This window comes from Streptomyces sp. NPDC050674 (assembly GCF_040654575.1).
Taxonomy (GTDB): domain Bacteria; phylum Actinomycetota; class Actinomycetes; order Streptomycetales; family Streptomycetaceae; genus Streptomyces.
Window position 1 is genome coordinate 73,232 of sequence record NZ_JBFAIG010000011.1, and the last position, 23,299, is coordinate 96,530.

The 23,299-nt window shown below is 70.7% G+C and carries 20 protein-coding genes; 16 read left to right on the forward strand and 4 right to left on the reverse strand.

All coding sequences use genetic code 11. The features are described 5' to 3' along the window. Positions 1 to 22: 22 nt before the first annotated feature. The 9 genes from ftsW to AB0I06_RS19605 all read left to right on the forward strand — a co-directional run bounded on the left by ftsW (position 23) and on the right by AB0I06_RS19605 (position 8,554). The gene (gene ftsW / locus AB0I06_RS19565) at positions 23 to 1,387 is read left to right on the forward strand and encodes a putative lipid II flippase FtsW (RefSeq protein WP_363120073.1); all 1,365 of its coding nucleotides are present in this window, start codon (positions 23 to 25) and stop codon (positions 1,385 to 1,387) included. A 6-nt stretch (positions 1,388 to 1,393) separates the two neighbouring features. Then, entirely contained in the window at positions 1,394 to 2,491 is a 1,098-nt protein-coding gene (gene murG, locus AB0I06_RS19570; RefSeq protein ID WP_030848223.1) for an undecaprenyldiphospho-muramoylpentapeptide beta-N-acetylglucosaminyltransferase, read from the forward strand. 26 nt (positions 2,492 to 2,517) lie between these two features. Next, on the forward strand, positions 2,518 to 3,312 hold the full coding sequence (locus tag AB0I06_RS19575; RefSeq protein WP_363120074.1) for an FtsQ-type POTRA domain-containing protein: 795 nt from the start codon (positions 2,518 to 2,520) through the stop codon (positions 3,310 to 3,312). A gap of 288 nt (positions 3,313 to 3,600) precedes the next feature. Next, complete coding sequence (gene ftsZ, locus AB0I06_RS19580; RefSeq protein WP_363120075.1) at positions 3,601 to 4,794, forward strand: cell division protein FtsZ; 1,194 nt, start codon at positions 3,601 to 3,603, stop codon at positions 4,792 to 4,794. Positions 4,795 to 4,804: 10 nt separating this feature from the next. Then, positions 4,805 to 5,536 (forward strand): peptidoglycan editing factor PgeF, encoded by a 732-nt coding sequence (gene pgeF, locus AB0I06_RS19585; protein ID WP_363120076.1) that lies wholly within the window; start codon positions 4,805 to 4,807, stop codon positions 5,534 to 5,536. A 6-nt stretch (positions 5,537 to 5,542) separates the two neighbouring features. Continuing rightward, the gene (locus AB0I06_RS19590) at positions 5,543 to 6,262 is read left to right on the forward strand and encodes a YggS family pyridoxal phosphate-dependent enzyme (protein ID WP_363120077.1); all 720 of its coding nucleotides are present in this window, start codon (positions 5,543 to 5,545) and stop codon (positions 6,260 to 6,262) included. A 129-nt stretch (positions 6,263 to 6,391) separates the two neighbouring features. Further along, a complete protein-coding gene (sepF, locus tag AB0I06_RS19595) occupies positions 6,392 to 7,033 on the forward strand; it encodes a cell division protein SepF (RefSeq protein ID WP_363120078.1) in 642 nt (213 codons plus the stop codon). Positions 7,034 to 7,092: 59 nt separating this feature from the next. Then, entirely contained in the window at positions 7,093 to 7,380 is a 288-nt protein-coding gene (locus AB0I06_RS19600; protein ID WP_033312669.1) for a YggT family protein, read from the forward strand. A 55-nt stretch (positions 7,381 to 7,435) separates the two neighbouring features. Further along, positions 7,436 to 8,554, forward strand: coding sequence for a DivIVA domain-containing protein (locus AB0I06_RS19605; RefSeq protein WP_363120079.1), 1,119 nt, complete (start codon positions 7,436 to 7,438; stop codon positions 8,552 to 8,554). A gap of 214 nt (positions 8,555 to 8,768) precedes the next feature. Here the strand turns inward: AB0I06_RS19605 and ileS are convergent, their stop codons facing one another. Further along, positions 8,769 to 11,912, reverse strand: a complete 3,144-nt coding sequence (gene ileS, locus AB0I06_RS19610) for an isoleucine--tRNA ligase (RefSeq protein ID WP_363120080.1) — start codon at positions 11,910 to 11,912, stop codon at positions 8,769 to 8,771. 624 nt (positions 11,913 to 12,536) lie between these two features. On the opposite strand from ileS, the gene AB0I06_RS19615 reads away from it, so the two are divergent. From AB0I06_RS19615 to AB0I06_RS19640, 6 genes are all read left to right on the forward strand, one after another. Further along, a complete protein-coding gene (locus AB0I06_RS19615; protein WP_363120081.1) occupies positions 12,537 to 14,024 on the forward strand; it encodes a TraR/DksA C4-type zinc finger protein in 1,488 nt (495 codons plus the stop codon). Positions 14,025 to 14,112: 88 nt separating this feature from the next. After that, positions 14,113 to 14,769 carry a signal peptidase II gene (gene lspA, locus AB0I06_RS19620; protein ID WP_363120082.1) on the forward strand — a complete coding sequence of 219 codons (657 nt, stop codon included), beginning with the start codon at positions 14,113 to 14,115 and terminating at the stop codon, positions 14,767 to 14,769. 61 nt (positions 14,770 to 14,830) lie between these two features. Next, positions 14,831 to 15,775, forward strand: a complete 945-nt coding sequence (locus tag AB0I06_RS19625; protein ID WP_363120083.1) for an RluA family pseudouridine synthase — start codon at positions 14,831 to 14,833, stop codon at positions 15,773 to 15,775. Then, the gene (locus AB0I06_RS19630) at positions 15,772 to 16,239 is read left to right on the forward strand and encodes a GNAT family N-acetyltransferase (RefSeq protein WP_363120084.1); all 468 of its coding nucleotides are present in this window, start codon (positions 15,772 to 15,774) and stop codon (positions 16,237 to 16,239) included. Before AB0I06_RS19625 ends, AB0I06_RS19630 begins: the two co-directional genes overlap by 4 nt. A gap of 95 nt (positions 16,240 to 16,334) precedes the next feature. Then, positions 16,335 to 17,921 (forward strand): Na+/H+ antiporter, encoded by a 1,587-nt coding sequence (locus AB0I06_RS19635; RefSeq protein ID WP_363120085.1) that lies wholly within the window; start codon positions 16,335 to 16,337, stop codon positions 17,919 to 17,921. A 60-nt stretch (positions 17,922 to 17,981) separates the two neighbouring features. After that, complete coding sequence (locus tag AB0I06_RS19640) at positions 17,982 to 18,722, forward strand: SDR family oxidoreductase (RefSeq protein ID WP_363120086.1); 741 nt, start codon at positions 17,982 to 17,984, stop codon at positions 18,720 to 18,722. Positions 18,723 to 18,786: 64 nt separating this feature from the next. Here AB0I06_RS19640 and AB0I06_RS19645 read toward each other — a convergent pair whose 3' ends face one another. After that, complete coding sequence (locus AB0I06_RS19645) at positions 18,787 to 19,923, reverse strand: mechanosensitive ion channel domain-containing protein (protein WP_363120087.1); 1,137 nt, start codon at positions 19,921 to 19,923, stop codon at positions 18,787 to 18,789. A 108-nt stretch (positions 19,924 to 20,031) separates the two neighbouring features. Here AB0I06_RS19645 and AB0I06_RS19650 point away from each other — a divergent pair, with 108 nt between their 5' ends. Beyond that, positions 20,032 to 20,601 (forward strand): dienelactone hydrolase family protein, encoded by a 570-nt coding sequence (locus AB0I06_RS19650; protein ID WP_363120088.1) that lies wholly within the window; start codon positions 20,032 to 20,034, stop codon positions 20,599 to 20,601. 4 nt (positions 20,602 to 20,605) lie between these two features. Here AB0I06_RS19650 and AB0I06_RS19655 read toward each other — a convergent pair whose 3' ends face one another. After that, complete coding sequence (locus tag AB0I06_RS19655; protein WP_363120089.1) at positions 20,606 to 22,276, reverse strand: alkaline phosphatase D family protein; 1,671 nt, start codon at positions 22,274 to 22,276, stop codon at positions 20,606 to 20,608. A gap of 157 nt (positions 22,277 to 22,433) precedes the next feature. Then, positions 22,434 to 23,258 (reverse strand): DsbA family protein, encoded by an 825-nt coding sequence (locus AB0I06_RS19660; protein ID WP_363120090.1) that lies wholly within the window; start codon positions 23,256 to 23,258, stop codon positions 22,434 to 22,436. Positions 23,259 to 23,299 lie beyond the last annotated feature (41 nt).

The window sequence follows — 23,299 nt, forward strand, 5'->3', positions numbered from 1 at the left end:
GAGCACGGCCGGGTGAGCGGCGATGCCCACCAGCCGCACCGGACGGCCCCCCACCCCCCGCCCCCCGAGGCGCCCCGCCGCACCACGACGCGTGCGGGAGAACGGCGTCCTGGGCCTCTACACCCGCGTGCGCAGGGGCTGGGACCGGCCCCTGACCGCCTACTACCTGATCCTGGGCGGCAGTGCGCTGATCACCGTGCTGGGGCTGGTGATGGTCTACTCGGCCTCCCAGATCACCGCGCTGCAGATGTCGCTGCCCGGTTCCTACTTCTTCCGCAAGCAGTTGCTCGCGGCGGGCATCGGAACCGGTCTGCTGCTCGCCGCCTCGCGGATGCCGGTGAAGCTGCACCGGGCGCTCGCCTACCCCATCCTCGCGGGCGCCGTCTGTCTCATGGCTCTGGTGCAGGTCCCCGGGATAGGAGTGTCGGTCAACGGCAACCAGAACTGGATCGCCCTCGGCGGCTCCTTCCAGATCCAGCCCAGTGAGTTCGGCAAGCTGGCCCTCGTGCTGTGGGGCGCCGACCTGCTCGCCCGCAAGCAGGACAAGAGGCTGCTGAACCAGTGGAAGCACATGCTCGTGCCCCTGGTGCCGGCCGCGTTCATGCTGCTCGGTCTGATCATGATCGGCGGCGACATGGGCACCGCCATCATCCTCACGGCCATCCTGTTCGGCCTGCTCTGGCTGGCCGGCGCCCCCACCCGGCTGTTCGCGGGGGTGCTGTCGATCGCCGCCGTGCTCGGGCTGATCCTCATCAAGACCAGTCCCAACCGCATGGCCCGCCTGCAGTGCCTGGGCGCCACCGAACCCCAGTCGGGACCCGTCGACTGCTGGCAGGCCGTGCACGGCATCTACGCCCTCGCCTCGGGCGGGATCTTCGGTTCCGGACTGGGTGCGAGTGTGGAGAAATGGGGTCAACTCCCCGAAGCCCACACCGACTTCATCTTCGCCGTCACCGGTGAGGAACTGGGCTTGGCGGGGACGCTGTCGGTGCTCGCCCTCTTCGCGGCTCTAGGCTATGCGGGTATCCGCGTGGCCGGACGCACGGAGGACCCCTTCGTCAGGTATGCCGCGGGAGGCGTGACCACCTGGATCACGGCCCAGGCCGTGATCAACATCGGTGCGGTGCTCGGTCTGCTGCCGATCGCCGGCGTCCCCCTCCCGCTGTTCTCCTACGGAGGATCAGCCCTGCTGCCGACCATGTTCGCCATCGGGCTGCTGATCGCCTTCGCGCGTGAGGACCCCGCTGCGCGGATGGCGCTTGCGATGCGGCAACCCCGCTTTGGTAGAAAGCGGGGGGCGGGGGGCACCGGTTCCGGTCGGAGTCCCCGGAGATGGAACACGATGCGACGGCGTGCCTCGGCGGCACGCTCGTCCGGAGAGCGGTGAATTTCGGTGCATGTCGTACTCGCCGGCGGAGGAACCGCGGGCCACATCGAGCCCGCGCTCGCCCTCGCGGACGCCCTGCGCAGGCAGGACCCGAGCGTGGGCATCACGGCCCTGGGCACGGAGCGCGGCCTCGAGACCCGTCTCGTACCCGAGCGCGGGTACGAACTCGCGCTGATCCCCGCCGTACCCTTGCCGCGCAAGCCCACCCCCGAGCTGATCACCGTCCCGGGCAGACTGCGCGGCACCATCAAGGCGACCGAGCAGATCCTGGAGCGCACCAAGGCGGACGCCGTGGTCGGCTTCGGCGGCTACGTGGCCCTGCCCGGCTACCTCGCGGCCAAGCGCCTGGGCGTGCCGATCGTGATCCACGAGGCCAACGCCCGCCCGGGCCTGGCCAACAAGATCGGCTCGCGGTACGCCAGCCAGGTCGCCGTCTCCACGCCGGACAGCAAGCTGCGGGGCGCCCGCTACATCGGCATCCCGCTGCGCCGCTCCATCGCCACCCTGGACCGCGCCGCCGTACGCCCCGAGGCCCGGGCCGCGTTCGGGCTCGACCCGAACCTGCCCACGCTGCTGGTCACCGGCGGCTCGCAGGGCGCCCGGCGCCTGAACGAGGTCGTTCAGCAGGTCGCACCCTGGCTCCAGCAGGCCGGCATCCAGATCCTGCACGCGGTCGGCCCGAAGAACGAACTGCCGCAGGTCCACCAGATGCCGGGGATGCCCCCCTACATCCCGGTAAGTTACCTGGACCGGATGGACCTCGCGTACGCCGCGGCCGACATGATGCTCTGCCGCGCGGGCGCGATGACCGTCGCCGAACTCTCCGCCGTCGGGCTCCCGGCCGCCTACGTCCCGCTGCCCATCGGCAACGGCGAACAGCGGCTCAACGCCCAGCCGGTGGTCAAGGCCGGCGGTGGACTGCTGGTCGACGACGCGGAACTGACCCCCGAGTGGGTCCAGCAGAACGTCCTGCCCGTGCTCGCCGACCCGCACCGGCTGTACCAGATGTCCCGCGCCGCCGCCGAGTTCGGCCGCCGGGACGCCGACGACCTGCTCGTCGGCATGGTGTACGAGGCGATCGCCGCCAGTCGTGCACACCGATAGGACTGTATGACGGAAGGCAGGGGAGCGTGGCCGGATCGACCACCGCCGAGCGCGGTGAACGCCAGCAGAGGTCGTCCGGCCCGCCGCCCGCGAGGCGCCTGCGGCGGCGCCACCTTCGGGTGATCGTCATCCTGGGCCTCGCCCTGGTCTTCGTCGGCATCCCGGGTGTCTGGCTGTTCTATGGCTCCGACTGGCTGCGCGCCGAGCACGTGTCGGTCTCCGGCACCCGGGTCCTGACACCGGCTCAGGTGGAGTCGGCCGCGGCGGTGCCCCTGGGCGATCCGCTGATTTCCGTCGACACCGATGCGATCGAGACGCGACTGCGCCGAAAATTGCCCCGAATTGACGCGGTTGACGTGGTCCGTTCCTGGCCTCACGGAATCGACCTGAAAGTGGTCGAGCGGACTCCGGTTCTGATTGTCCAAAAGGGCGGAAAGTTCGTCGAAGTGGACGATGAAGGTGTCCGTTTCGCCACGGTCTCCAGGGCGCCGAAAGGCGTACCCGCCCTGGAATTGACGCTCTCCCGGTCCAGCTCCGCCGCCGCGAGCCTGCGCCGCTTCGGCGAGTCCCGGCTGGTGCGCGAGGCGGTCGGCGTCGCCCGCGCGGTTCCGGACGCCGTCGCACGGGGCACACGGACCGTCAAGGCCCGTTCCTACGACGACATCTCGCTGGAGTTGAGGGACGGCCGCACGGTGGTCTGGGGAAGCAGCGAGAAGGGCGCCGCGAAGGCCCGTACGCTCACCGCTCTGATGAAAGCCTCGCCCGGTGCGCGGTACTTCGATGTGAGTGTCCCCACCGCGCCCGCGTCATCGGGGAGTTGACGCACATCAGCGCAGGCCAGCACCCTGGTTGGGCAGTGCTACGGCTGATCACATAGGGTGAAAAGAAAAACGGGAGGTTCGGCGTGTTCGTTGAACGTGCGCCACTTGTCGACTTAGTGTCCTGTTCAGAAGACTCCAAGGAACAGACACACTGGTAACCCTAAACTTCAGGGTTAGGGTTCGGGTCGGCGATACGGACCGTCCCATTCGGCATCAGTCGTCGGGTCGCGGGGCGCAGGGCGTCACGCTGATCCGTCGACACGTAACTCGAGGCGAGAGGCCTTCGACGTGGCAGCACCGCAGAACTACCTCGCAGTCATCAAAGTCATCGGTGTCGGCGGCGGTGGTGTCAATGCCATCAACCGGATGATCGAGGTCGGTCTCAAGGGCGTCGAGTTCATCGCCATCAACACCGACGCGCAAGCTCTGTTGATGAGCGACGCCGACGTCAAGCTGGACGTCGGCCGTGAACTCACCCGCGGACTCGGCGCCGGAGCCAACCCGGCCGTGGGCCGCAAGGCGGCCGAGGACCACCGCGAGGAGATCGAGGAGGTCCTCAAGGGGGCCGACATGGTCTTCGTGACAGCCGGTGAAGGCGGCGGCACCGGCACCGGCGGCGCGCCCGTCGTGGCCAACATCGCCCGCTCGCTCGGCGCCCTCACCATCGGCGTGGTCACGCGCCCGTTCACCTTCGAGGGACGGCGCCGCGCGAACCAGGCCGAGGACGGCATCGCCGAACTCCGCGAAGAGGTCGACACCCTCATCGTCATCCCGAACGACCGGCTGCTGTCCATCTCGGACCGCCAGGTCTCGGTCCTGGACGCCTTCAAGTCGGCCGACCAGGTCCTGCTCTCCGGTGTCCAGGGCATCACCGACCTCATCACCACCCCGGGCCTCATCAACCTCGACTTCGCCGACGTCAAGTCGGTCATGTCCGAGGCCGGCTCGGCCCTGATGGGCATCGGCTCGGCCCGCGGCGACGACCGCGCGGTGGCCGCCGCCGAGATGGCGATCTCCTCGCCGCTGCTGGAGGCGTCCATCGACGGCGCCCGTGGCGTGCTGCTCTCCATCTCCGGTGGCTCCGACCTCGGCCTGTTCGAGATCAACGAGGCCGCCCAGCTGGTGAGCGAGGCCGCCCACCCCGAGGCCAACATCATCTTCGGTGCGGTGATCGACGACGCCCTCGGCGACGAGGTCAGGGTCACCGTGATCGCGGCCGGCTTCGACGGCGGCCAGCCGCCCGCCAAGCGGGACAACGTCCTCGGCTCGTCCTCGGCCAAGCGCGAGGAGCCGGTCCCGGTCCGGCAGGCCGAGAGCCGCCCGTCCTTCGGCTCGCTCGGCAGCGTGACCCCGAAGGAGGACCCGGAGCCCGCGCCCGAGCCGGTCAAGGACATCCCGGTCGCCCCGCCGGTCCCGCCGGCGCCGCGGACCTACTCGGACAGCGCGGCCGAGGAACTGGACGTACCGGACTTCCTCAAGTGATCCTTCAGTCGTGATAGGACAGCGCGAAAGCGCGAGCGGCGCGCACTTCGGCTTCACCGACCGGTGGGGCGGGGTGAGCGCCGCTCCGTATGAGGAGCTCAACCTCGGCGGAGCGGTCGGCGACGACCCCGCCGCCGTACGCACCAACCGGGACCTGGCCGCCAAGTCCCTCGGTCTCGAACCGGACCGGGTGGTCTGGATGAACCAGGTGCACGGGGCCGACGTGGCGGTGGTGGACGGACCGTGGGGATCGTCGACCGAAATCCCGTCGGTCGACGCGATCGTCACCACGCGCCGGGGCCTCGCCCTGGCCGTGCTCACCGCCGACTGCGTGCCGGTGCTGCTCGCCGACCCCGTCGCCGGTGTCTCCGCCGCGGCTCACGCGGGCCGGCCCGGCATGATCGCCGGGGTCGTCCCGGCCGCGGTGCGCGCGATGACCGACCTGGGCGCCGAGCCCTCCCGGATCGTCGCCCGCACCGGGCCGACCGTCTGCGGCCGGTGTTACGAAGTGCCGGAGGCGATGCGCGCCGAGGTCTCCGCCATCGAGCCGGCGGCGTACGCCGAGACCGGTTGGGGCACACCGGCGGTCGACGTGAGCGCCGGAGTGCACGCCCAACTCGAACGGCTCGGGGTGCGCGACCGTCAGCAGTCGCCGGTGTGCACGCTGGAATCGCGCGACCACTTCTCGTACCGCCGCGACCGCACCACGGGTCGGCTCGCGGGCTATGTGTGGCTGGACTGATAGGGCATGACGGACCGTAAGGACGAACTCGCCGGGAATCTGGCGAAGGTGGAACGGCGTATCGCCGACGCGTGCGCGGCCGCGGGGCGGGCACGCGAGGAGGTGACCCTGATCGTGGTCACCAAGACCTATCCGGCGAGTGACGTGCGGATCCTCGCGGAACTCGGCGTGCGGCACGTCGCCGAGAACCGCGACCAGGACGCGGCCCCCAAGGCCGAGGCCTGCTCGGATCTGCCCCTCACCTGGCACTTCGTGGGTCAACTCCAGACCAACAAGGTGCGATCTGTGGTCAATTACGCGGATTTCGTGCAGTCCGTCGATCGTTCCAAGCTGGTCGCCGCCCTGTCGAAGGAGGCCGTCCGGGCCGGGCGCGAACTGGGGTGCCTGCTCCAGGTCGCACTCGACGCCGGGGTCAGCGGCCGGGGCGAGCGCGGCGGCACCGGGCCCGACGGCATCGGGGAGTTGGCCGATCTCGTGGCCGGCGCGCCCGGGCTCCGGCTCGACGGGCTGATGACCGTCGCGCCGCTCACCGGGGAGTACGCGGGTCGCCAACAGGCCGCCTTCGAGCGGTTGATGGATTTGTCGACCGACCTGCGCCGGAGTCATCCGGCTGCCACCATGGTCTCGGCAGGGATGAGTACGGACCTCGAGCAGGCCGTGACGGCCGGAGCGACACATGTACGCGTCGGCAGCGCGGTACTCGGAGTCCGCCCCAGGCTCGGGTAACGTCGCCAAGAAGTCGGACCACAGCAGAAAATATGGTCATTGCCGCCGATAGGCGGATTCAAGGACCACGTGGATCGCGGGCACTTGGCAGTCGTCAGCCGATCCACCACAGAGCGGAGGACTCAGAGCATGGCCGGCGCGATGCGCAAGATGGCGGTCTACCTCGGCCTCGTGGAGGACGATGGGTACGACGGCCGCGGATTCGACCCCGACGACGACTTCGAACCCGAACTGGACCCGGAGCCCGAGCGGGACCACCGACGGCACGAGCCGTCCCACCAGCCGCACGTCTCACATCAGCCCCAAAGGGACGAAGAGGTACGAGTCGTACAGCCGCCCGCGCCGCGCGAACCGGTCGCCCGTTCCGCTTCGCTCCCCGCGGAATCCAGCCGCCCGGCGCGTATCGCGCCCGTGGCATCCATCACACAAGAACGCGCAAACCTGGAGAAGAACGCACCGGTGATCATGCCCAAGGTCGTGTCCGAACGAGAGCCTTACCGGATCACCACGCTTCACCCACGGACCTACAACGAGGCCCGTACCATCGGGGAACACTTCCGTGAAGGCACCCCGGTGATCATGAATCTGACTGAGATGGACGACACAGATGCGAAGCGACTTGTCGACTTTGCGGCCGGTCTGGTGTTTGGTCTTCACGGCAGTATCGAGCGGGTGACGCAGAAGGTGTTCCTGTTGTCGCCTGCTAACGTCGATGTCACGGCGGAGGACAAGGCCCGCATCGCAGAGGGCGGGTTCTTCAACCAGAGCTGAGACGCACCACCGGATACAGCAGCACGGACCAGGGAACAGGGGAGAGGGAAGCACCAGTCATGAGCGTGGTCTTGCAAGTTCTCTACATCGCGCTGATGGTCTTCCTCATCGTGCTCATCTTCCGGTTGGTCATGGACTACGTCTTCCAGTTCGCCCGCTCGTGGCAACCCGGCAAGGCGATGGTGGTCGTTCTGGAGGCCACCTACACTGTCACCGATCCACCGCTCAAGCTTCTGCGGCGGGTCATTCCGCCGCTGCGTCTCGGGGGCGTGGCGCTCGACCTGTCCTTCTTCGTACTGATGATCATCGTCTACATCCTGATCACGCTCGTGCGGAACGCGATGTGAGCGATGTGACAGATACGGTCTTGCCGAATGCCGACGACTACGTTGAGGTGAAGAGATGCCGTTGACCCCCGAGGACGTGCGGAACAAGCAGTTCACGACCGTCCGCCTCCGAGAAGGCTATGACGAGGACGAGGTCGATGCCTTCCTCGATGAGGTCGAAGCCGAACTGACCCGCCTGCTCCGTGAGAACGAGGACCTGCGCGCCAAACTGGCCGCGGCCACGCGCGCTGCTGCGCAGAACCAGCAGAACATGCGCAAGCCTCCGGAGCAGCAGGATCAGCAGCAGCAACAGCAGCAGGGCATGCGAGGTCCGGGTGGACCGGTTCCCGCCGGCATATCGGGCCCGCCGCAGCAGCAGATGGGTGGCCCCATGGGTGGTCCGCCCCAGCTGCCGAGCGGTGCCCCGCAGCTGCCCGCCGGTCCCGGCGGTCAGGGTGGACCCCAGGGTCCCGGCCCGATGGGCCAGGGTCCGGGTCCGATGGGCCAGCCCCCGATGCAGCAGCAGATGGGCGGCCCCATGGGCGGCCCCGGCCCGATGGGCGGCCCCATGGGCGGCCCCGGTCAGCAGGGTCCCGGCGGCGACAGCGCCGCCCGTGTCCTCTCGCTGGCCCAGCAGACCGCCGACCAGGCGATCGCGGAGGCCCGTTCCGAGGCCAACAAGATCGTCGGCGAGGCCCGTTCGCGTGCCGAGGGTCTGGAGCGTGACGCCCGTGCCAAGGCCGACGCCCTGGAGCGGGACGCGCAGGAGAAGCACCGCGTCGCGATGGGCTCCCTGGAGTCCGCCCGCGCCACGCTGGAGCGCAAGGTCGAGGACCTGCGCGGCTTCGAGCGCGAGTACCGCACGCGCCTGAAGTCGTACCTGGAGTCGCAGCTGCGTCAGCTGGAGACCCAGGCGGACGACTCGCTGGCCCCGCCGCGCACTCCGGCGACCGCGTCCCTCCCGCCGTCCCCGGCGCCTTCCATGGCTCCGGCCGGCGCGAGTGCCCCGTCCTACGGCGGCAACCAGACGATGGGCGGCGCCCCTTCGCCGTCCGGTCCGTCCTACGGCGGCCAGCAGCAGATGTCGCCCGCGATGACCCAGCCGATGGCGCCGGTGCGTCCGCAGGGCCCGTCCCCGATGGGTCAGGCGCCCTCGCCGATGCGGGGCTTCCTGATCGACGAGGACGACAACTGACGGCCTGATGGCCAGTAGTACGGCGTAGACGTCGGCAGCGTTCAGGGCGAGGCCCCGGGTTCCACCCGGGGCCTCGCCCTTTTGCGCGTGCGTGCGGGTCCGGCGCAGCCGTGTTCGGGCGTACGCCATCGTGTTCGTGCGTACGCAACGCCGAAGGCCCGGGCCCGCCAAGATCTTTGGCGGGCCCGGGCCTTCGGGCTGTCCGGCCGGGAGGTTACGCCTTGCGCAGGCGGAACGTCAGGGACAGACCCTCGTCCGTGAACGGCTCGCCGTAGCCGCCGTCCGCCTCGCCCTGGGCGAAGTCCGTGGCGAGGACCTCGTCGGCGATCAGGCCGGCGTGGTCGGTCAGTGCCTCGGCCGTGGCCCGGTCCGTGGCCGTCCAGCGCAGCGCGATGCGGTCGGCCACGTCGAGGCCGCTGTTCTTGCGGGCCTCCTGGATCAGGCGGATCGCGTCACGGGCCAGACCGGCACGGCGCAGCTCCTCCGTGATCTCCAGGTCCAGGGCGACCGTCGCACCCGCGTCGGACGCCACCGACCAGCCCTCGCGCGGGGTCTCCGTGATGATGACCTCGTCGGGAGCCAGCGTGATGGTCTCGCCGTCGACCTCGACCGAGGCCGTGCCCTCGCGCAGCGCCAGGGACAGCGCGGCCGCGTCCGCGTGGGCGACGGCCTTGGCCACGTCCTGGACGCGCTTGCCGAACCGCTTGCCGAGCGCGCGGAAGTTGGCCTTCGCCGTGGTGTCGACCAGGCTGCCGCCGACCTCGCTCAGCGTCGCCAGGGACTCGACGTTCAGCTCCTCCGTGATCTGCGTGCGCAGTTCGGCGTCCAGCGTCTCGAAGCCGGTCGCCGCGATCAGCGCGCGGGACAGCGGCTGACGCGTCTTGACGCCCGACTCCGCGCGCGTGGCACGGCCCAGCTCCACCAGGCGGCGCACCAGCACCATCTGCTTGGACAGCTCCGGGTCGATGGCGGTGAGGTCCGCCTCCGGCCAGGACGACAGGTGGACCGACTCCACAGCGCCCGGCGTCACCGGGACGATCAGGTCCTGCCACACCCGCTCGGTGATGAACGGGGTCAGCGGGGCCATGAGCTGCGTCACGGTCTCGACGACCTCGTGCAGGGTGCGCAGGGCCGCCTTGTCGCCCTGCCAGAAGCGGCGACGGGAACGGCGCACGTACCAGTTGGACAGGTCGTCGACGAAGGCGGACAGCAGCTTGCCGGCGCGCTGGGTGTCGTAGGTGTCCAGGGCCTGGGTGACCTGGTCGGTGAGCGCGTGCAGTTCGGACAGCAGCCAGCGGTCCAGGACCGGACGGTCGGCGGGGGCCGGGTCGGCCCCGGACGGGGCCCAGCCCGTCGTACGGGCGTACAGGGCCTGGAAGGCCACCGTGTTCCAGTACGTGAGGAGCGTCTTGCGGACGACCTCCTGGATCGTGCCGTGGCCCACGCGGCGGGCCGCCCACGGGGAGCCGCCGGCCGCCATGAACCAGCGGACCGCGTCGGCGCCGTGCCGGTCCATGAGCGGGATCGGCTCCAGGGTGTTGCCCAGGTGCTTGGACATCTTGCGGCCGTCCTCGGCGAGGATGTGACCGAGGCAGACCACGTTCTCGTACGAGGACTTGTCGAAGACCAGCGTGCCGACGGCCATCAGGGTGTAGAACCAGCCGCGGGTCTGGTCGATGGCCTCGCAGATGAACTGCGCCGGGTAACGGGTCTCGAAGAGCTCCTTGTTCTTGTACGGGTAGCCCCACTGCGCGAACGGCATCGAGCCCGAGTCGTACCAGGCGTCGATCACCTCGGGCACGCGCGTGGCCGTCTTGCCGCAACCGCCCTGCGGGCAGGCGAAGGTGACCTCGTCGATGAACGGGCGGTGCGGGTCGAGGCCCGACTGGTCGGTGCCGGTCAGCTCCGTCAGCTCCGCGAGGGATCCGGCGCAGGTGAGGTGGTCGTCCTCGCAGCGCCAGATGGGCAGCGGGGTGCCCCAGTAGCGGTTGCGGGACAGCGCCCAGTCGATGTTGTTGTTCAGCCAGTCGCCGTAGCGGCCGTTCTTCACGGTGTCCGGGAACCAGTTGGTGCCCTCGTTCTCCGCCAGGAGACGGTCCTTGAGCGCCGTGGTGCGGATGTACCAGGAGGGCTGCGCGTAGTAGAGCAGCGCGGTGTGGCAGCGCCAGCAGTGCGGGTAGCTGTGCTCGTACGGGATGTGCTTGAAGAGCAGGCCGCGGCCGTCGAGGTCGGCGGTGAGCTTCTCGTCGGCCTTCTTGAAGAAGACGCCGCCGACGAGCGGGACGTCCTCCTCGAAGGTGCCGTCCGGGCGGACCGGGTTCACCACCGGCAGGCCGTAGGAGCGGCAGACCTTGAGGTCGTCCTCACCGAAGGCGGGGGACTGGTGGACCAGACCGGTGCCGTCCTCGGTGGTGACGTACTCGGCGTTGACGACGTAGTGCGCCGGCTCTGGGAACGCGACCAGCTCGAAGGGACGCTGGTAGGTCCAGCGCTCCATCTCGCCGCCGGTGAAGGTCTGGCCGGTGGTCTCCCAGCCCTCGCCGAGGGCCTTGGCGAGCAGCGGCTCGGCGACGACGAGCTTTTCCTCACCGTCGGTCGCGACGACGTAGGTGACCTCGGGGTGGGCGGCGACGGCGGTGTTGGACACCAGGGTCCACGGGGTCGTCGTCCACACCAGGAGGGCGGCCTCGCCGGCGAGCGGGCCGGAGGTGAGCGGGAAGCGGACGAAGACCGAGGGGTCGACGACCGTCTCGTAGCCCTGCGCCAGCTCGTGGTCGGACAGGCCCGTGCCGCAGCGGGGGCACCAGGGGGCGACGCGGTGGTCCTGGACCAGCAGGCCCTTGTTGAAGATCTCCTTCAGCGACCACCAGACCGACTCGATGTACTCGGGGTCCATCGTGCGGTACGGGTCCTGGAGGTCGGTCCAGTAGCCCATGCGGGTCGTGAGCTCTTCGAAGGCGTCCGTGTGCCGGGTCACCGACTCACGGCACTTGTCGTTGAAGGCCGCGATGCCGTACGCCTCGATGTCCTGCTTGCCGGAGAAGCCGAGCTCCTTCTCGACGGCGAGCTCCACCGGGAGGCCGTGGCAGTCCCAGCCGGCCTTGCGGGCGACGTGGTAGCCGCGCATGGTGCGGAACCGGGGGAAGACGTCCTTGAAGACGCGGGCCTCGATGTGGTGGGCGCCGGGCATGCCGTTGGCGGTGGGCGGGCCCTCGTAGAACACCCACTCGGGGCGTCCCTCGGACTGCTCCAGGCTCTTGGCGAAGATCTTCTGCTCGCGCCAGAAGTCGAGCACGGCGTGCTCGAGGGCGGGCAGGTCGACCTGGGCGGGTACCTGGCGATACGTCGGCGATGTCATCAGCGGGCTTCCTCCGGCGGACTTGCTGCCTTCCGTCCGGAGGGACGAGAGCTACGTCTGCCTGCGCCGCCTTCGGCGCGCTCCCGCGGTACCACCCTCCTTGGCCCTCCGGCACGGGGTGTGCACCGGTGAGCCCCCTCATTGGGGTCGCGATGCCGGGTCTACTGGCCGCTGCCTCGCGGCTGCGGCGTTCTTCCGGCGGCTCCGGGGTGATCTTCACGTCGCGCTGGCCCCCGGGCTTCCACCGTCCCCGGGTCGCTCTGGGCTGCCTACGCCGCTACTCGTCCCCATCCACGCTTTTCGCTCCGCCCAGTGTACGGCGCCGGGCGGAGCGCGGCCGACCCGTTTTCGGGACGGCGGCCGGGAAGGGGCCGGGAAGGGGCCGGGCGGGGTGCGAAATGGGTTTGATGACACGAATGGCGCGGTATAGGTGTTCGGATCCTGGGACGCCCGGCCCGGCGGATTACCGGGCGGGGAGCTGGGCACAACGGATGCAGGTTCGCCGCGCGGCGTGCGCGAGGCGGGCGAATCGGGCGGTGTGCCCCGTTGCCGCGGGACTCGAGTCGATTTATCGTCCCAGCACGATTCGCGAGCAAGATCACAATATGTGAAGGGGCCGCGGCCATGGTGGCGAAGAAGACCGCCGTACAGCAGCCGGCGTCCGGCGGGTCCGCGGGGGCCTCCGGCGGTGCGGCCAAGGACGTGGGCGGCAAGAAGTCCGTCCAGGGGCGCCCGGCCGGGCGTGGGGCGAAGGCGGCCGGGAAGAAGGTGACGGCCAAGAAGACGGCGGCCGAGGAGGCCGTGGCCGAGGGCGTCGGCGAGGGGGCCGTGGCGAAGAAGACGGCGGCCAGGAGGACGTCGGCGAGAGCGGCAGGGGCCGGGAAGTCCGCGGCGGGCCGGGCCCCGGGCGCCGAGGCAGGGCCGACCGAGGCGTCGGCGGGCAGGGCGACCGCGAGACCGGCGGCGGCCCGTCAGGGCGGCACCGAGGCGGAGCCGGCCGGCAAGGCGACCGGAAGACCGGCGGTGACCCGGAGAACCGGGTCCGGCACTCCGGCCGAGAGTGCTTCGGCGGCCGAGGCGGAGGAAGGGAACGCGTCGGCCGGGAAGGCATCCGGCAAGAAGGCAGAGGCCGTCACCGCCCCCACCGGGAAGGCCCCGGCCGGCAGGTCGGCGGCCAAGAAGACCTCCGCGGCCAAGAAGACTCTCCCGGCCGAGAAATCCGAGGCCGGGGACGCGGTAGCCGGGGAGCCGCCGGTCAAGAGGGCCTCCCGGGCCGAACGGGCCGCGGTGAGGAAGGCGGCGGTTCAAAAGACCTCCCCGGTGGGGAAGACCTCCCGGGCCGGGAAGGCCGTCGCCGGAAAGGACGAGACAGGGAAGGCGGCAGCCGAGAAGTCCTCCCCGGCCGGGAAAACCGCTGCGGCCGAGACGAGCGAGGCCGGGAAGGCGGCTGCCGGGAAGAAGGGTGCCGCCGGGAGGGGGGCGGCCGGAAAGGCCGCCGGCGGCGGGAGCACCACCACGAAGAGCGCGGCCGGGAAGGGCACCGCCCGGACCGGCGCGGTCACACAGGACACGGCCGCGAGCACGGCCAAGACGGCGGGTGCGGCCGAGGCCGCGCAGCAGACGGGAGCGACGACGGTGGTTGCGAAGAAGACTCCTGGCACGGCCACGGCGGCGAAGACCGCCGTTCCGAAGGCACGGGTCGCCGCGGCGGAGCCCGGTGAGCTCGCCGTACGCCCGGGCGAGGACCCCTGGACGGCGGAGGAGGTCGAGGAGGCGCGGTCCGAGCTCACGTCGGAGGAGACCCGGCTGCGTGAGGAGATCACGTCGTCGGAGCGGTCGCTGGCGGGTCTGATGCGGGACTCCGGGGACGGCGCGGGCGACGACCAGGCTGACACCGGCACGAAGAACATCACCCGTGAGCACGAGCTGGCCCTGGCCGCCAACGCGCGCGAGATGCTCCTCCAGACCGAGCGCGCCCTGGAGCGCCTGCACGCCGGCACCTACGGCCTGTGCGAGAACTGCGGCAACCCCATCGGCAAGGCCCGCATGCAGGCCTTCCCCCGGGCCACCCTGTGCGTGGAGTGCAAGCAGAAGCAGGAGCGCCGGTACTGACCACCGCCGAATGCCTCCTGAGCACGTGCGACGTACGGGGTGTGCCGTACCCTCGTCCTCAGTCAGGCACCTAGGTTGAGGGACTCACGTGGCAGAGGCGGAGCGCATCATCGGTACGCCGGACACACCGGACGCGGTCGGGGGCGGCACGGAGCGGCCCGGCTCCGAGGGCACCCCGGCCGGCGAGCCCGGCACCGGCCCGACGGCCGCCGGGGCGCCCGGTGCCGGCGAGCCGGAGACCGGCGCCGGACGGCCCAGGGGCAGGCGCCGGATCGCGGTGCTGTTCGCCGTCGCCGCGTTCGCGTACGCCCTCGACCTGATCAGCAAGATGATCGTGGTGGCCAAGCTGGAGCACCACGCGCCCATCGAGATCGTCGGAGACTGGCTGAAGTTCGAGGCGATCCGCAACGCGGGCGCGGCCTTCGGCTTCGGTGAGGCCTTCACGGTGATCTTCACCATGATCGCGGCGGCCGTGATCGTGGTGATCGCCCGCCTCGCCCGCAAGCTCTACAGCCTGCCCTGGGCGATCGCGCTGGGCCTGCTGCTCGGCGGTGCGCTGGGCAACCTCACCGACCGGATCTTCCGGGCGCCGGGCGTCTTCGAGGGCGCGGTCGTGGACTTCATCGCGCCCAAGCACTTCGCCGTGTTCAACCTGGCGGACTCGGCGATCGTGTGCGGCGGCATCCTGATCGTGCTGCTGTCGTTCAAGGGCCTCGACCCGGACGGCACCGTCCACAAGGACTGAGCGGCCCGGGTTTTCCACAGGCTCGTACGGGCGTGGCGGAGCCGTCCGGCATACTCGACGGGTGAGCACGATTCCCGAGATCCGTACCCTGCCCGTGCCCGACGGCCTGGAGGGCGAGCGCGTCGACGCCGCCATCTCCCGCATGTTCGGCTTCTCCCGCACCAAGGCGGCCGAGCTCGCCGCCTCGGGGAAGGTCACGGTCGACGGATCGGTGGTCGGCAAGTCGGAGCGCGTGCACGGCGGCGCCTGGCTGGAGGTCGAGATGCCGCAGGCGCCCGCTCCGGTGCAGGTCGTGGCCGAGCCCGTCGAGGGCATGGAGATCGTGCACGACGACGACGACGTGGTCGTGATCGTCAAGCCGGTCGGGGTCGCCGCGCACCCGTCGCCGGCCTGGACCGGGACGACCGTCATCGGAGGCCTCGCCGCCGCCGGGTACCGCATCTCCACCTCCGGTGCCGCCGAGCGCCAGGGCATCGTGCACCGGCTCGACGTGGGCACGTCCGGGCTGATGGTGGTCGCCAAGTCGGAGTACGCGTACACCTCGCTCAAGCGCCAGTTCAAGGAGCGCACGGTCGACAAGCGGTACCACACCCTCGTCCAGGGCCACCCCGACCCGACCAGCGGCACCATCGACGCGCCCATCGGGCGGCACCCCCACCACGACTACAAGTGGGCCGTCACCGCCGAGGGCAAGCCGTCCGTCACGCACTACGACCTCATCGAGGCGTTCCGCGCGGCCTCGCTGCTCGACGTGAAGCTGGAGACCGGCCGCACGCACCAGATCCGTGTCCACATGGCCGCCCACCGGCACCCCTGCGTCGGCGACCTCACCTACGGCGCCGACCCGACGCTCGCCAAGCGCCTGGGCCTGACCCGCCAGTGGCTGCACGCCGTGCGGCTCGGCTTCGAGCACCCCGGTGACGGTCAGTGGGTGGAGTTCTCCTGCGACTACCCGGAGGACCTGTCCAAGGCCCTGGACCAGGTCCGCGAGGAGACGTACGCGTGAGCACCCCGTACGTCGTGCGGGTCGCCGGGGAACCGGCCGACCTGGAGGCGTGCTTCGCGGTGCGCAAGGACGTCTTCGTCGGTGAGCAGGGCGTGCCGGAGGACATCGAGTACGACGCGTACGACGCCGGCGCGGTCCATGTGCTGGCGGTCCGGGAGGACGGCGTGCCGCTCGGGACCGGCCGGCTGCTGCACGGGGAGGCGGCCGTCGCCCAGACCGGGGCCGGCCCCCTGGTGGGCTCCCTCGGCCGGCTCGCCGTGGCCGCCCCCGCGCGCGGGCTCGGTGTCGGGGCCGCCCTGGTGCGGGCCATCGAGGACGCGGCCCGCGCGCGGGGCCTCACGGCCGTGGATCTGCACGCCCAGACGCACGCGCTGGGCTTCTACCAGCGGCTCGGCTACGAGCCGTACGGGCCGGAATACCTGGAGGCGGGCATTCCGCACCAGGGGATGCGGCGTTCGCTTTAGCCCCTCGTGGCGGGTGCCGAAACGGTTTGTCCTGGGAGTTGCGTGGCAGGCTTGAGAGCAGTCGTGTGAACATTTGACCTCCCGGAGCGCTGACCGTGGATCAGTTGGCCCTGCTGTTCGTGCTGTTGGTCGGGGCCGTGATCAGTGTCCCGGTGGGCGACCGTTTCGCGGTGCCCGCGCCGGTGCTCATGACGCTGCTGGGGATAGTCCTCGCGCTGCTCCCGTTCGTCCCGAACGTCGAGATCCCGCCGGACCTGATCCTGCCGCTGCTGCTGCCGCCCCTGCTGTACGCCGCCGTGCGACGCACCTCCTGGCGGCAGTTCGCGGCGAACAAGAGGCCGATCTTCCTGCTGGCCGTGGCGCTGGTGTTCGTCACCATGGCCGCCGTGGCCGCCGTGGCCGACGCGATCGTGCCGGGGCTGCCGCTCGCGGCGGCGTTCGCGCTGGGCGCGCTGGTGGCGCCGCCGGACCCGGTCGCGGCGACCGCCGTGGCCGGACAGCTGGGGCTGCCGCGCCGCCTGGTGTCGATCCTGGAGGGCGAGGGACTGTTCAACGACGTGACGGCCATCGTCCTGTACCACGTGGCGATCGCCGCCGCCGTCAGCGGGACGTTCTCGCCCTGGAAGGCCGGGCTCGACCTGGTGCTGTCGGCCGTGGTGGCGGTGGCCGTGGGTCTCGCGCTCGGCTGGGGCGCCAACAAGCTGATGGAGGTGCTCGGCGACGCCACCCTTCAGATCGGGCTGACCCTGCTCGTCCCCTACGCCGCGTACGTCATGGCCGAGGAACTGCACGGCTCGGGCGTGCTCGCCGTGCTCACCACCGCGCTGTTCCTCGCGGAGTACGGCTCGGACGCCGACGACGTGATGACGCGGCTGGCCGGACACACGTTCTGGAACATCGTCGACACGCTCGTCACCGGCGTCGCCTTCGGGCTGGTCGGTCTCGAACTGCACAACGCCATCCGCACGGCCTCCGGGCGGTGGGGCGAGCTGCTGTGGTGGGCGGCGGTGGTGGTGGCCGTCGTGGTGTTCGCCCGGCTGCTGTGGCTGCTGCCGGCGACCTGGCTGACCAAGCGGCTGCACGCGCGGCGGGACTACGACGAGGACATCCCGGTGAGCTGGCGCGAGACCCTGGTGATGTGGTGGTCGGGGATGCGCGGGGTGGCCTCGGTGGCGCTGGTGCTGGCGATCCCGCTGGAGACCGACACGGGCGCGCCCTTCCCCAGCCGGGACGAGATCATCTTCATCGCCTTCGGCGTGATCATGGCGACGCTGGTGCTCCAGGGACTCACCTTGCCGTGGCTGGTGCGGCGGCTCGGCGTGAAGGCCGACACGGACCAGGAGAAGGAGTTCGCGAAGGCGCTGGCCATCCGGGCGGCCAAGGCGGCGAAGCAGCGGCTGCGGGAGATCGAGGACAACGAGGAAGTGCCGGAGGAACTGTCCGAGCAGATGCTGCGGCGGGCCTACGACATCGGGGTGCGCATCAGTCCCGAACTCGCGGAGGACGAAAGGCGGGAGGCCTACCGGGAGCGCGCCCGGCGGGTGAAGCGGGTGCGGCGCATCCAGCAGGAGATGCTGAGCGCGGCGCGGCACGAGGTGCTGGCGGCGCGCAGCGAGCCCGGGGCGGATCCCGAGGTGGTCGACCGGGTCCTGCGGCACCTGGACGTGCGCAGCCTGCGGTGAACCGGCGTCCGCCACTGCCGGGTTGACGGTGGGCGGACGATCGGTCGTAGGGTCGTCCACATGGCACGGAACGTGGTGATCAGTGGTGGAGGTACGGGAATCGGGCTGGCGGCGGCCCGCGTGTTCGCCGCGGGCGGGGACCGGGTGCTGCTGCTCGGGCGGCGGGCCGAGGTGCTGGAGAAGGCCGAGGTGCCCGGCGCGCTGACGTACGCGGCCGATCTCGCCGAACCGGAGGACGTGGGTGGTGTCGCCGCATTCGTGGAGCGGGAGTTGGGGGCCGTGGACGTGCTCGTGCACAGCGCCGGAGGCAGCGGGCTGCTCGAACCGGACGCCCCGGACGACGACCCGCTCGCGGCCGTCGCGCACACCTGGAGCGTGAACTTCCGGCTCAACACCCTCACGGCCGTCCTGCTCACCGAGGCGCTCAAGCCGCGGCTCGCCGAGCCCGGCGGCCGGGTGCTGTTCCTCGGCTCCATCGCCGCCTACCGCGGATCCGGGAGCGGCGCGTACGCGGCGGCCAAGGCGGGGCTGCACCCCTACACCCACGATCTGGCCCGGGAGCTGGGGCCGCGGGGCATCACCGTGAACGTGGTCGCGCCCGGCTACATCGAGGACACCGAGTTCTTCGGGGACGCGATGGCCGAGGAGCGGCGTGCCCGGCTCATCGGCGAGACGTCGAACGGGCGGGCCGGCACCCCGGGGGACGTCGCCGAGACCCTGCACTGGCTGGCCTCCCCGGGCGCCGGGCACGTCACCTCGCAGATCATCCAGGTCAACGGCGGCGCCGAGCGCGGCCACTGAACCCGCGGACAGCGAAAGGGCCGGCCGCGTCGCGGCCGGCCCTCCTCGTGCGTGCTGCCGCTCGTCAGCGGTCCGGCCGTCCCGAGCCGTTTCCGTGGTAGCGGCGCTGCTGGGCCGGTACGGCCTGCGGGGACGGGCGGTGGCCGTTGCTCCCGCGAGACGGCGCGAGAACCGCGTCCGCCGTGTTGACCCGCGGCAGGGCATAGGGGTGCTCGCGGGTCAGCCAGCGGATCATCTCCTCGCGGACCGTGACCCGCACCGTCCATATGTCGTCCGCGTCCTTGGCCGTCACCAGGGCCCGCACCTGCATGGTGTTCGGGGTGGTGTCCGTGACGCACAGGTTGTAGGCGCGGCCGTCCCAGGCCGGGCACTCGCGCAGGATGTCGCGGAGCTTGTCGCGCATCGCCTCCACGGGGGCGTTGTGGTCGACGTGCCAGAACACGATGCCCGTCATCTGCGGGGTGCCGCGCGACCAGTTCTCGAACGGCTTGGACGTGAAGTACGACACCGGCATGGTGAGGCGGCGCTCGTCCCAGGTGCGCACGGTCAGGAAGGTCAGCGTGATCTCCTCCACCGTGCCCCACTCGCCGTCCACCACCACCGTGTCCCCGATGCGCACCATGTCGCCGAAGGCGATCTGGAAGCCCGCGAACATGTTGCTCAGCGTGGACTGCGCGGCGACACCGGCCACGATGCCGAGGATGCCGGCCGAGGCCAGCAGCGAGGCACCGGCCGCCTTGAACGCCGGGAAGGTGAGCAGCATGCTCGCCGCGGCCACCACGCCGACGATCGCGGACACGACCCGCATGATCAGCGTCACCTGGGTGCGCACCCGGCGGACCCGGGCCGGGTCCCGGTGGACCCGGGCATGGGCGTACCGGCTGTAGGACGTCTCGACGATCGCCGCCGCGATCCGGATGATCAGCCAGGCGGTCGACCCGATCAGCACCAGGGTCAGTGCTCGGCCGACGGCCTCCTCGCGGCTCTGCAGCAGTTGCGCCTGGTCGTACGAGCCTCTCAGCAGGGCGGCGCACAACACGAGCTGGTACGGGATGCGGGCACGGCGGAGCAACCCCCACAGCGGGGTGTCGTGATGCCGTTCGTCGGCCTTGCGCAGCAGGAAGTCGGTGGCCCAGCCGATCACCAGCGTGAGCACGACCGAGCCACCGACCACGAGCAGCGGTCGTAGCAGGTTCTCCATGCCCCCGAACCTAACCGGCTCCCGGGGGGCATGAACATGTGACTTCTGTTGCGTCCTGGGTAGTGCCGGGAAGCCGGGGACTCACACCCGGCTGGCACCATGGCCTCTATGAACATCATGCTCTTTCACTCGACCTTCGGGCTGCGGCCCGCGGTGCTCCAGGCCGCTGACCGGCTGCGATCGGCCGGACACGAGGTGTGGACCCCCGACCTCTTCGAGGGGCGCACCTTCGAGGGCGTCGAGGAAGGCATGGAGCACAAGGAGAAGATCGGCAAGGAGGAGCTGCTGAAGCGGGCCGTGCTGGCCGCCGCGCCCTATTCGGAGCGCGGGCTGGTGTACGCCGGGTTCTCGCTCGGCGCCTCCATCGCCCAGACCCTGGCCCTCGGCGACGACAAGGCGCGCGGCCTGCTCCTGCTGCACGGCACCTCGGACATCGCGCCCGACGCCACGGCACCCGACCTGCCGGTCCAGCTGCACGTGGCCGAGCCGGACCCCTTCGAGACGGACGACTGGCTCAGCGCCTGGTACCTCCAGATGGGCCGCACCGGCGCCGACGTCGAGGTGTACCGGTACGCCGGGGCCGGTCACCTCTACACCGACCCCGACCTGCCGGACTACGACGCCGAGGCCGCCGAGGCCACCTGGCGGGTGGCGCTCGGCTTCCTCGAGACCCTGTAGGAGGTCACACCGGGTCGTAGGAGCGCTCGACCTTCTGCGTGCCGCTGCGGGTGCGGTACGAGCGGGACCACTTGGCGGTCGCGTCGCGCTCGGCCCGGTCGGAGATCACGTAGAAGTCCATCTGCGCGCGCTCGGCCGTGATGTCCAGCACACCGAAGCCGTGGCGGTCGGTGTCGACCCAGTGGACGTGCCGGTTGGCCGCGCGGATGACCGGGGAGGCGACCGCCGAGACGGTGCCCTCCGGGACCTTCACGATGTCGTCGAGGTTGTCCGAGGTGACCGAGGTGACGACGAACTCCGTGGCGGCCGACGGTGACAGCGGGTACGTGCCGGCGTCCACCGGCACGTCGTTGGCCCAGGCCATGTGGATGTCGCCGGTGAGGAAGACCGTGTTGCGGATCGCGTTGGCGCGCAGGTGCGCCAGGATCTCGCGGCGGTCGTCGGTGTAGCCGTCCCACTGGTCGGTGTTGAGGGCGAGGCCCTCCTGCGGCAGGCCCAGCAGCTTGGCCAGAGGTTTGAGCAGGTCGGCGGAGAGCGAGCCGATGGCGAACGGCGAGATCATCACCGAGTTGCCGACCAGCCGCCAGGTGGTGTCGGACGCCTTCAGGCCGGCCTTGAGCCAGTCGAGCTGGGCGCGGCCGGTGAGGGTGCGGTCCGGGTCGTCGACCCCGCCGTTGCCGACCTTGACCTGCTGCGAGCGGAAGGAGCGCAGGTCCAGCAGCGAGAGGTCGGCCAGCTTGCCGAAGCGCAGCCGGCGGTAGGTGGTGCCCGCGATGGCCGGGCGCACCGGCATCCACTCGAAGTAGGCCTGCTTCGCGGCGGCCTGACGGTCCGTCCAGGCGCCCTCCGCGCCTTCCGTGTGGTTCTCCGCGCCGCCCGACCAGGTGTCGTTGGCGAACTCGTGGTCGTCCCAGATCGCCACGACCGGGGCCGTCGCGTGCAGCGCCTGGAGGTCCGGGTCGGTCTTGTAACGGGCGTGCCGCACGCGGTAGTCGGCGAGGGTGACGATCTCGTGGGACGGGGCGTGCGGGCGGACGACCGTGCCGCGGGTGCCGTACTCGCCGGTGCCGTACTCGTAGATGTAGTCGCCCAGGTGCAGCCAGGCGTCCAGGTCGCCCCGGGCCGCGAGGTGCCGGTAGGGGGAGAAGTAGCCGGCCTCCCAGTTGGCGCAGGAGACCACGCCGAAGCGCAGGCCGTGGACGGCGGCGTCGTGTGCCGGGGCGGTGCGGGTGCGCGCGGCGGGGGAGTCGGTGCCGCCGGCGGAGAAGCGGAACCAGTAGTCGGTGCCCGGCCGGAGGCCGCGGACGTCGGCCTTCACGGTGTGGTCGGAGGCCGCCGTGGCGGTGGTGGAGCCCTTGGCGACGACGGTGGTGAACGCCTTGTCCTCGGCGACGACCCAGCTCACCTCGGTGTCCGGGCCGATGCCGGAGCCGGGTATCGCCTCCGGCACCGGGGTGACGCGGGTCCACAGCAGGATGCCGTCCGGCAGCGGGTCACCGGAGGCCACGCCGTGCAGGAAGGCGGGGGCCTGGTCCACGGCGCGCGCCGGCAGGGTCGCCGCCAGCGGCCCGGCCAGGACAGCGGTCGCCGCCGCGGCCTTGACGACCGAACGGCGGCGCGGAGTGAGGGAGTTGATGCCCTCTGACGTATTCGATGATCTGTATCGACTGGTCACGACCGATCAGGTTACTGCTCGGTATGAACCGCGGTGGGCGAACCGCGGAAGTTCGCCCACTGTTCGAGCAAGGTTCCTCACGCCCGCCCGGCCGGCCCGCGCGCGGCGTCCTGCCGTGCACCGGCGGCCGGGCGCGCGGGGCGACCGGGCGGTCCTGCTACTTCTTGAGCGCGGCGTCGATCGCCGTGGTGAAGTCCTGGGGCGTCATCGGGGCACTGTCGCTGTTGCTGCCGGTGATCTTCTTGCCGTCCATGAGCAGCGTCGGCGTGCCCTGGAACTTGTACTTCTTGCCGTCGGCGTCGAACTTCTCGCCCATGACCAGCGCCCACTTGTCGTAGGTGCCCTTCTTCACGGCCGTCTGGAACTTCTTGTTGTCCTTCAGGGCGTCGACCGAGTTCGCCACCTTGATCAGGTAGTCGTCGTCCTTGAACTTGTCCTCGGTCTCCGAGGGGTGGTACTTCGTCGAGTACAGCGCGGTCTTGTACTCGAGGAACGCCTCGGGGCTGACGTTCAGGGCGGCACCGAGCGCGCTGAGGGCGTTTTTGGAGCCCACGCCCGGCACGTTGTTGTCGATGAACGTCGCGCCGACGAACTGGATCTTGTACTTGCCGTCCTCCAGGCCCTTGTCGACGGTCGAGCCGACTGCCTGCTCGAACGCGGCGCAGGCCGGGCAGCGCGGGTCCTCGTACATGACGAGGGTCTTCTTCGCGCTGTCCTTGCCGAGGACGACCGTGGTGCCGTCCTTGCCCGACGTGTTCGCCGGCTTGACGAGCTTGGCGTCCTGCGCGGCGTCCCATCCGTCGGGCTTGTTGGCCTGGACGACCGCGTAGCCGATGCCGCCGGCTATCGCCAGGACGCCGACGATGGAGCAGGCGACGATGATCTGCCGCCTGGTCTTCGCCCGCTTGGCCTCGCGCTCGCGCTCGATGCGCAGCCGCTCACGGGCCGCCGTCTTCGCCGTCTGGCTGTTGCGCTTGCTCATGGTGATGTTCTCCGTGGGGGACGCGCACAGCTGTATGTGCG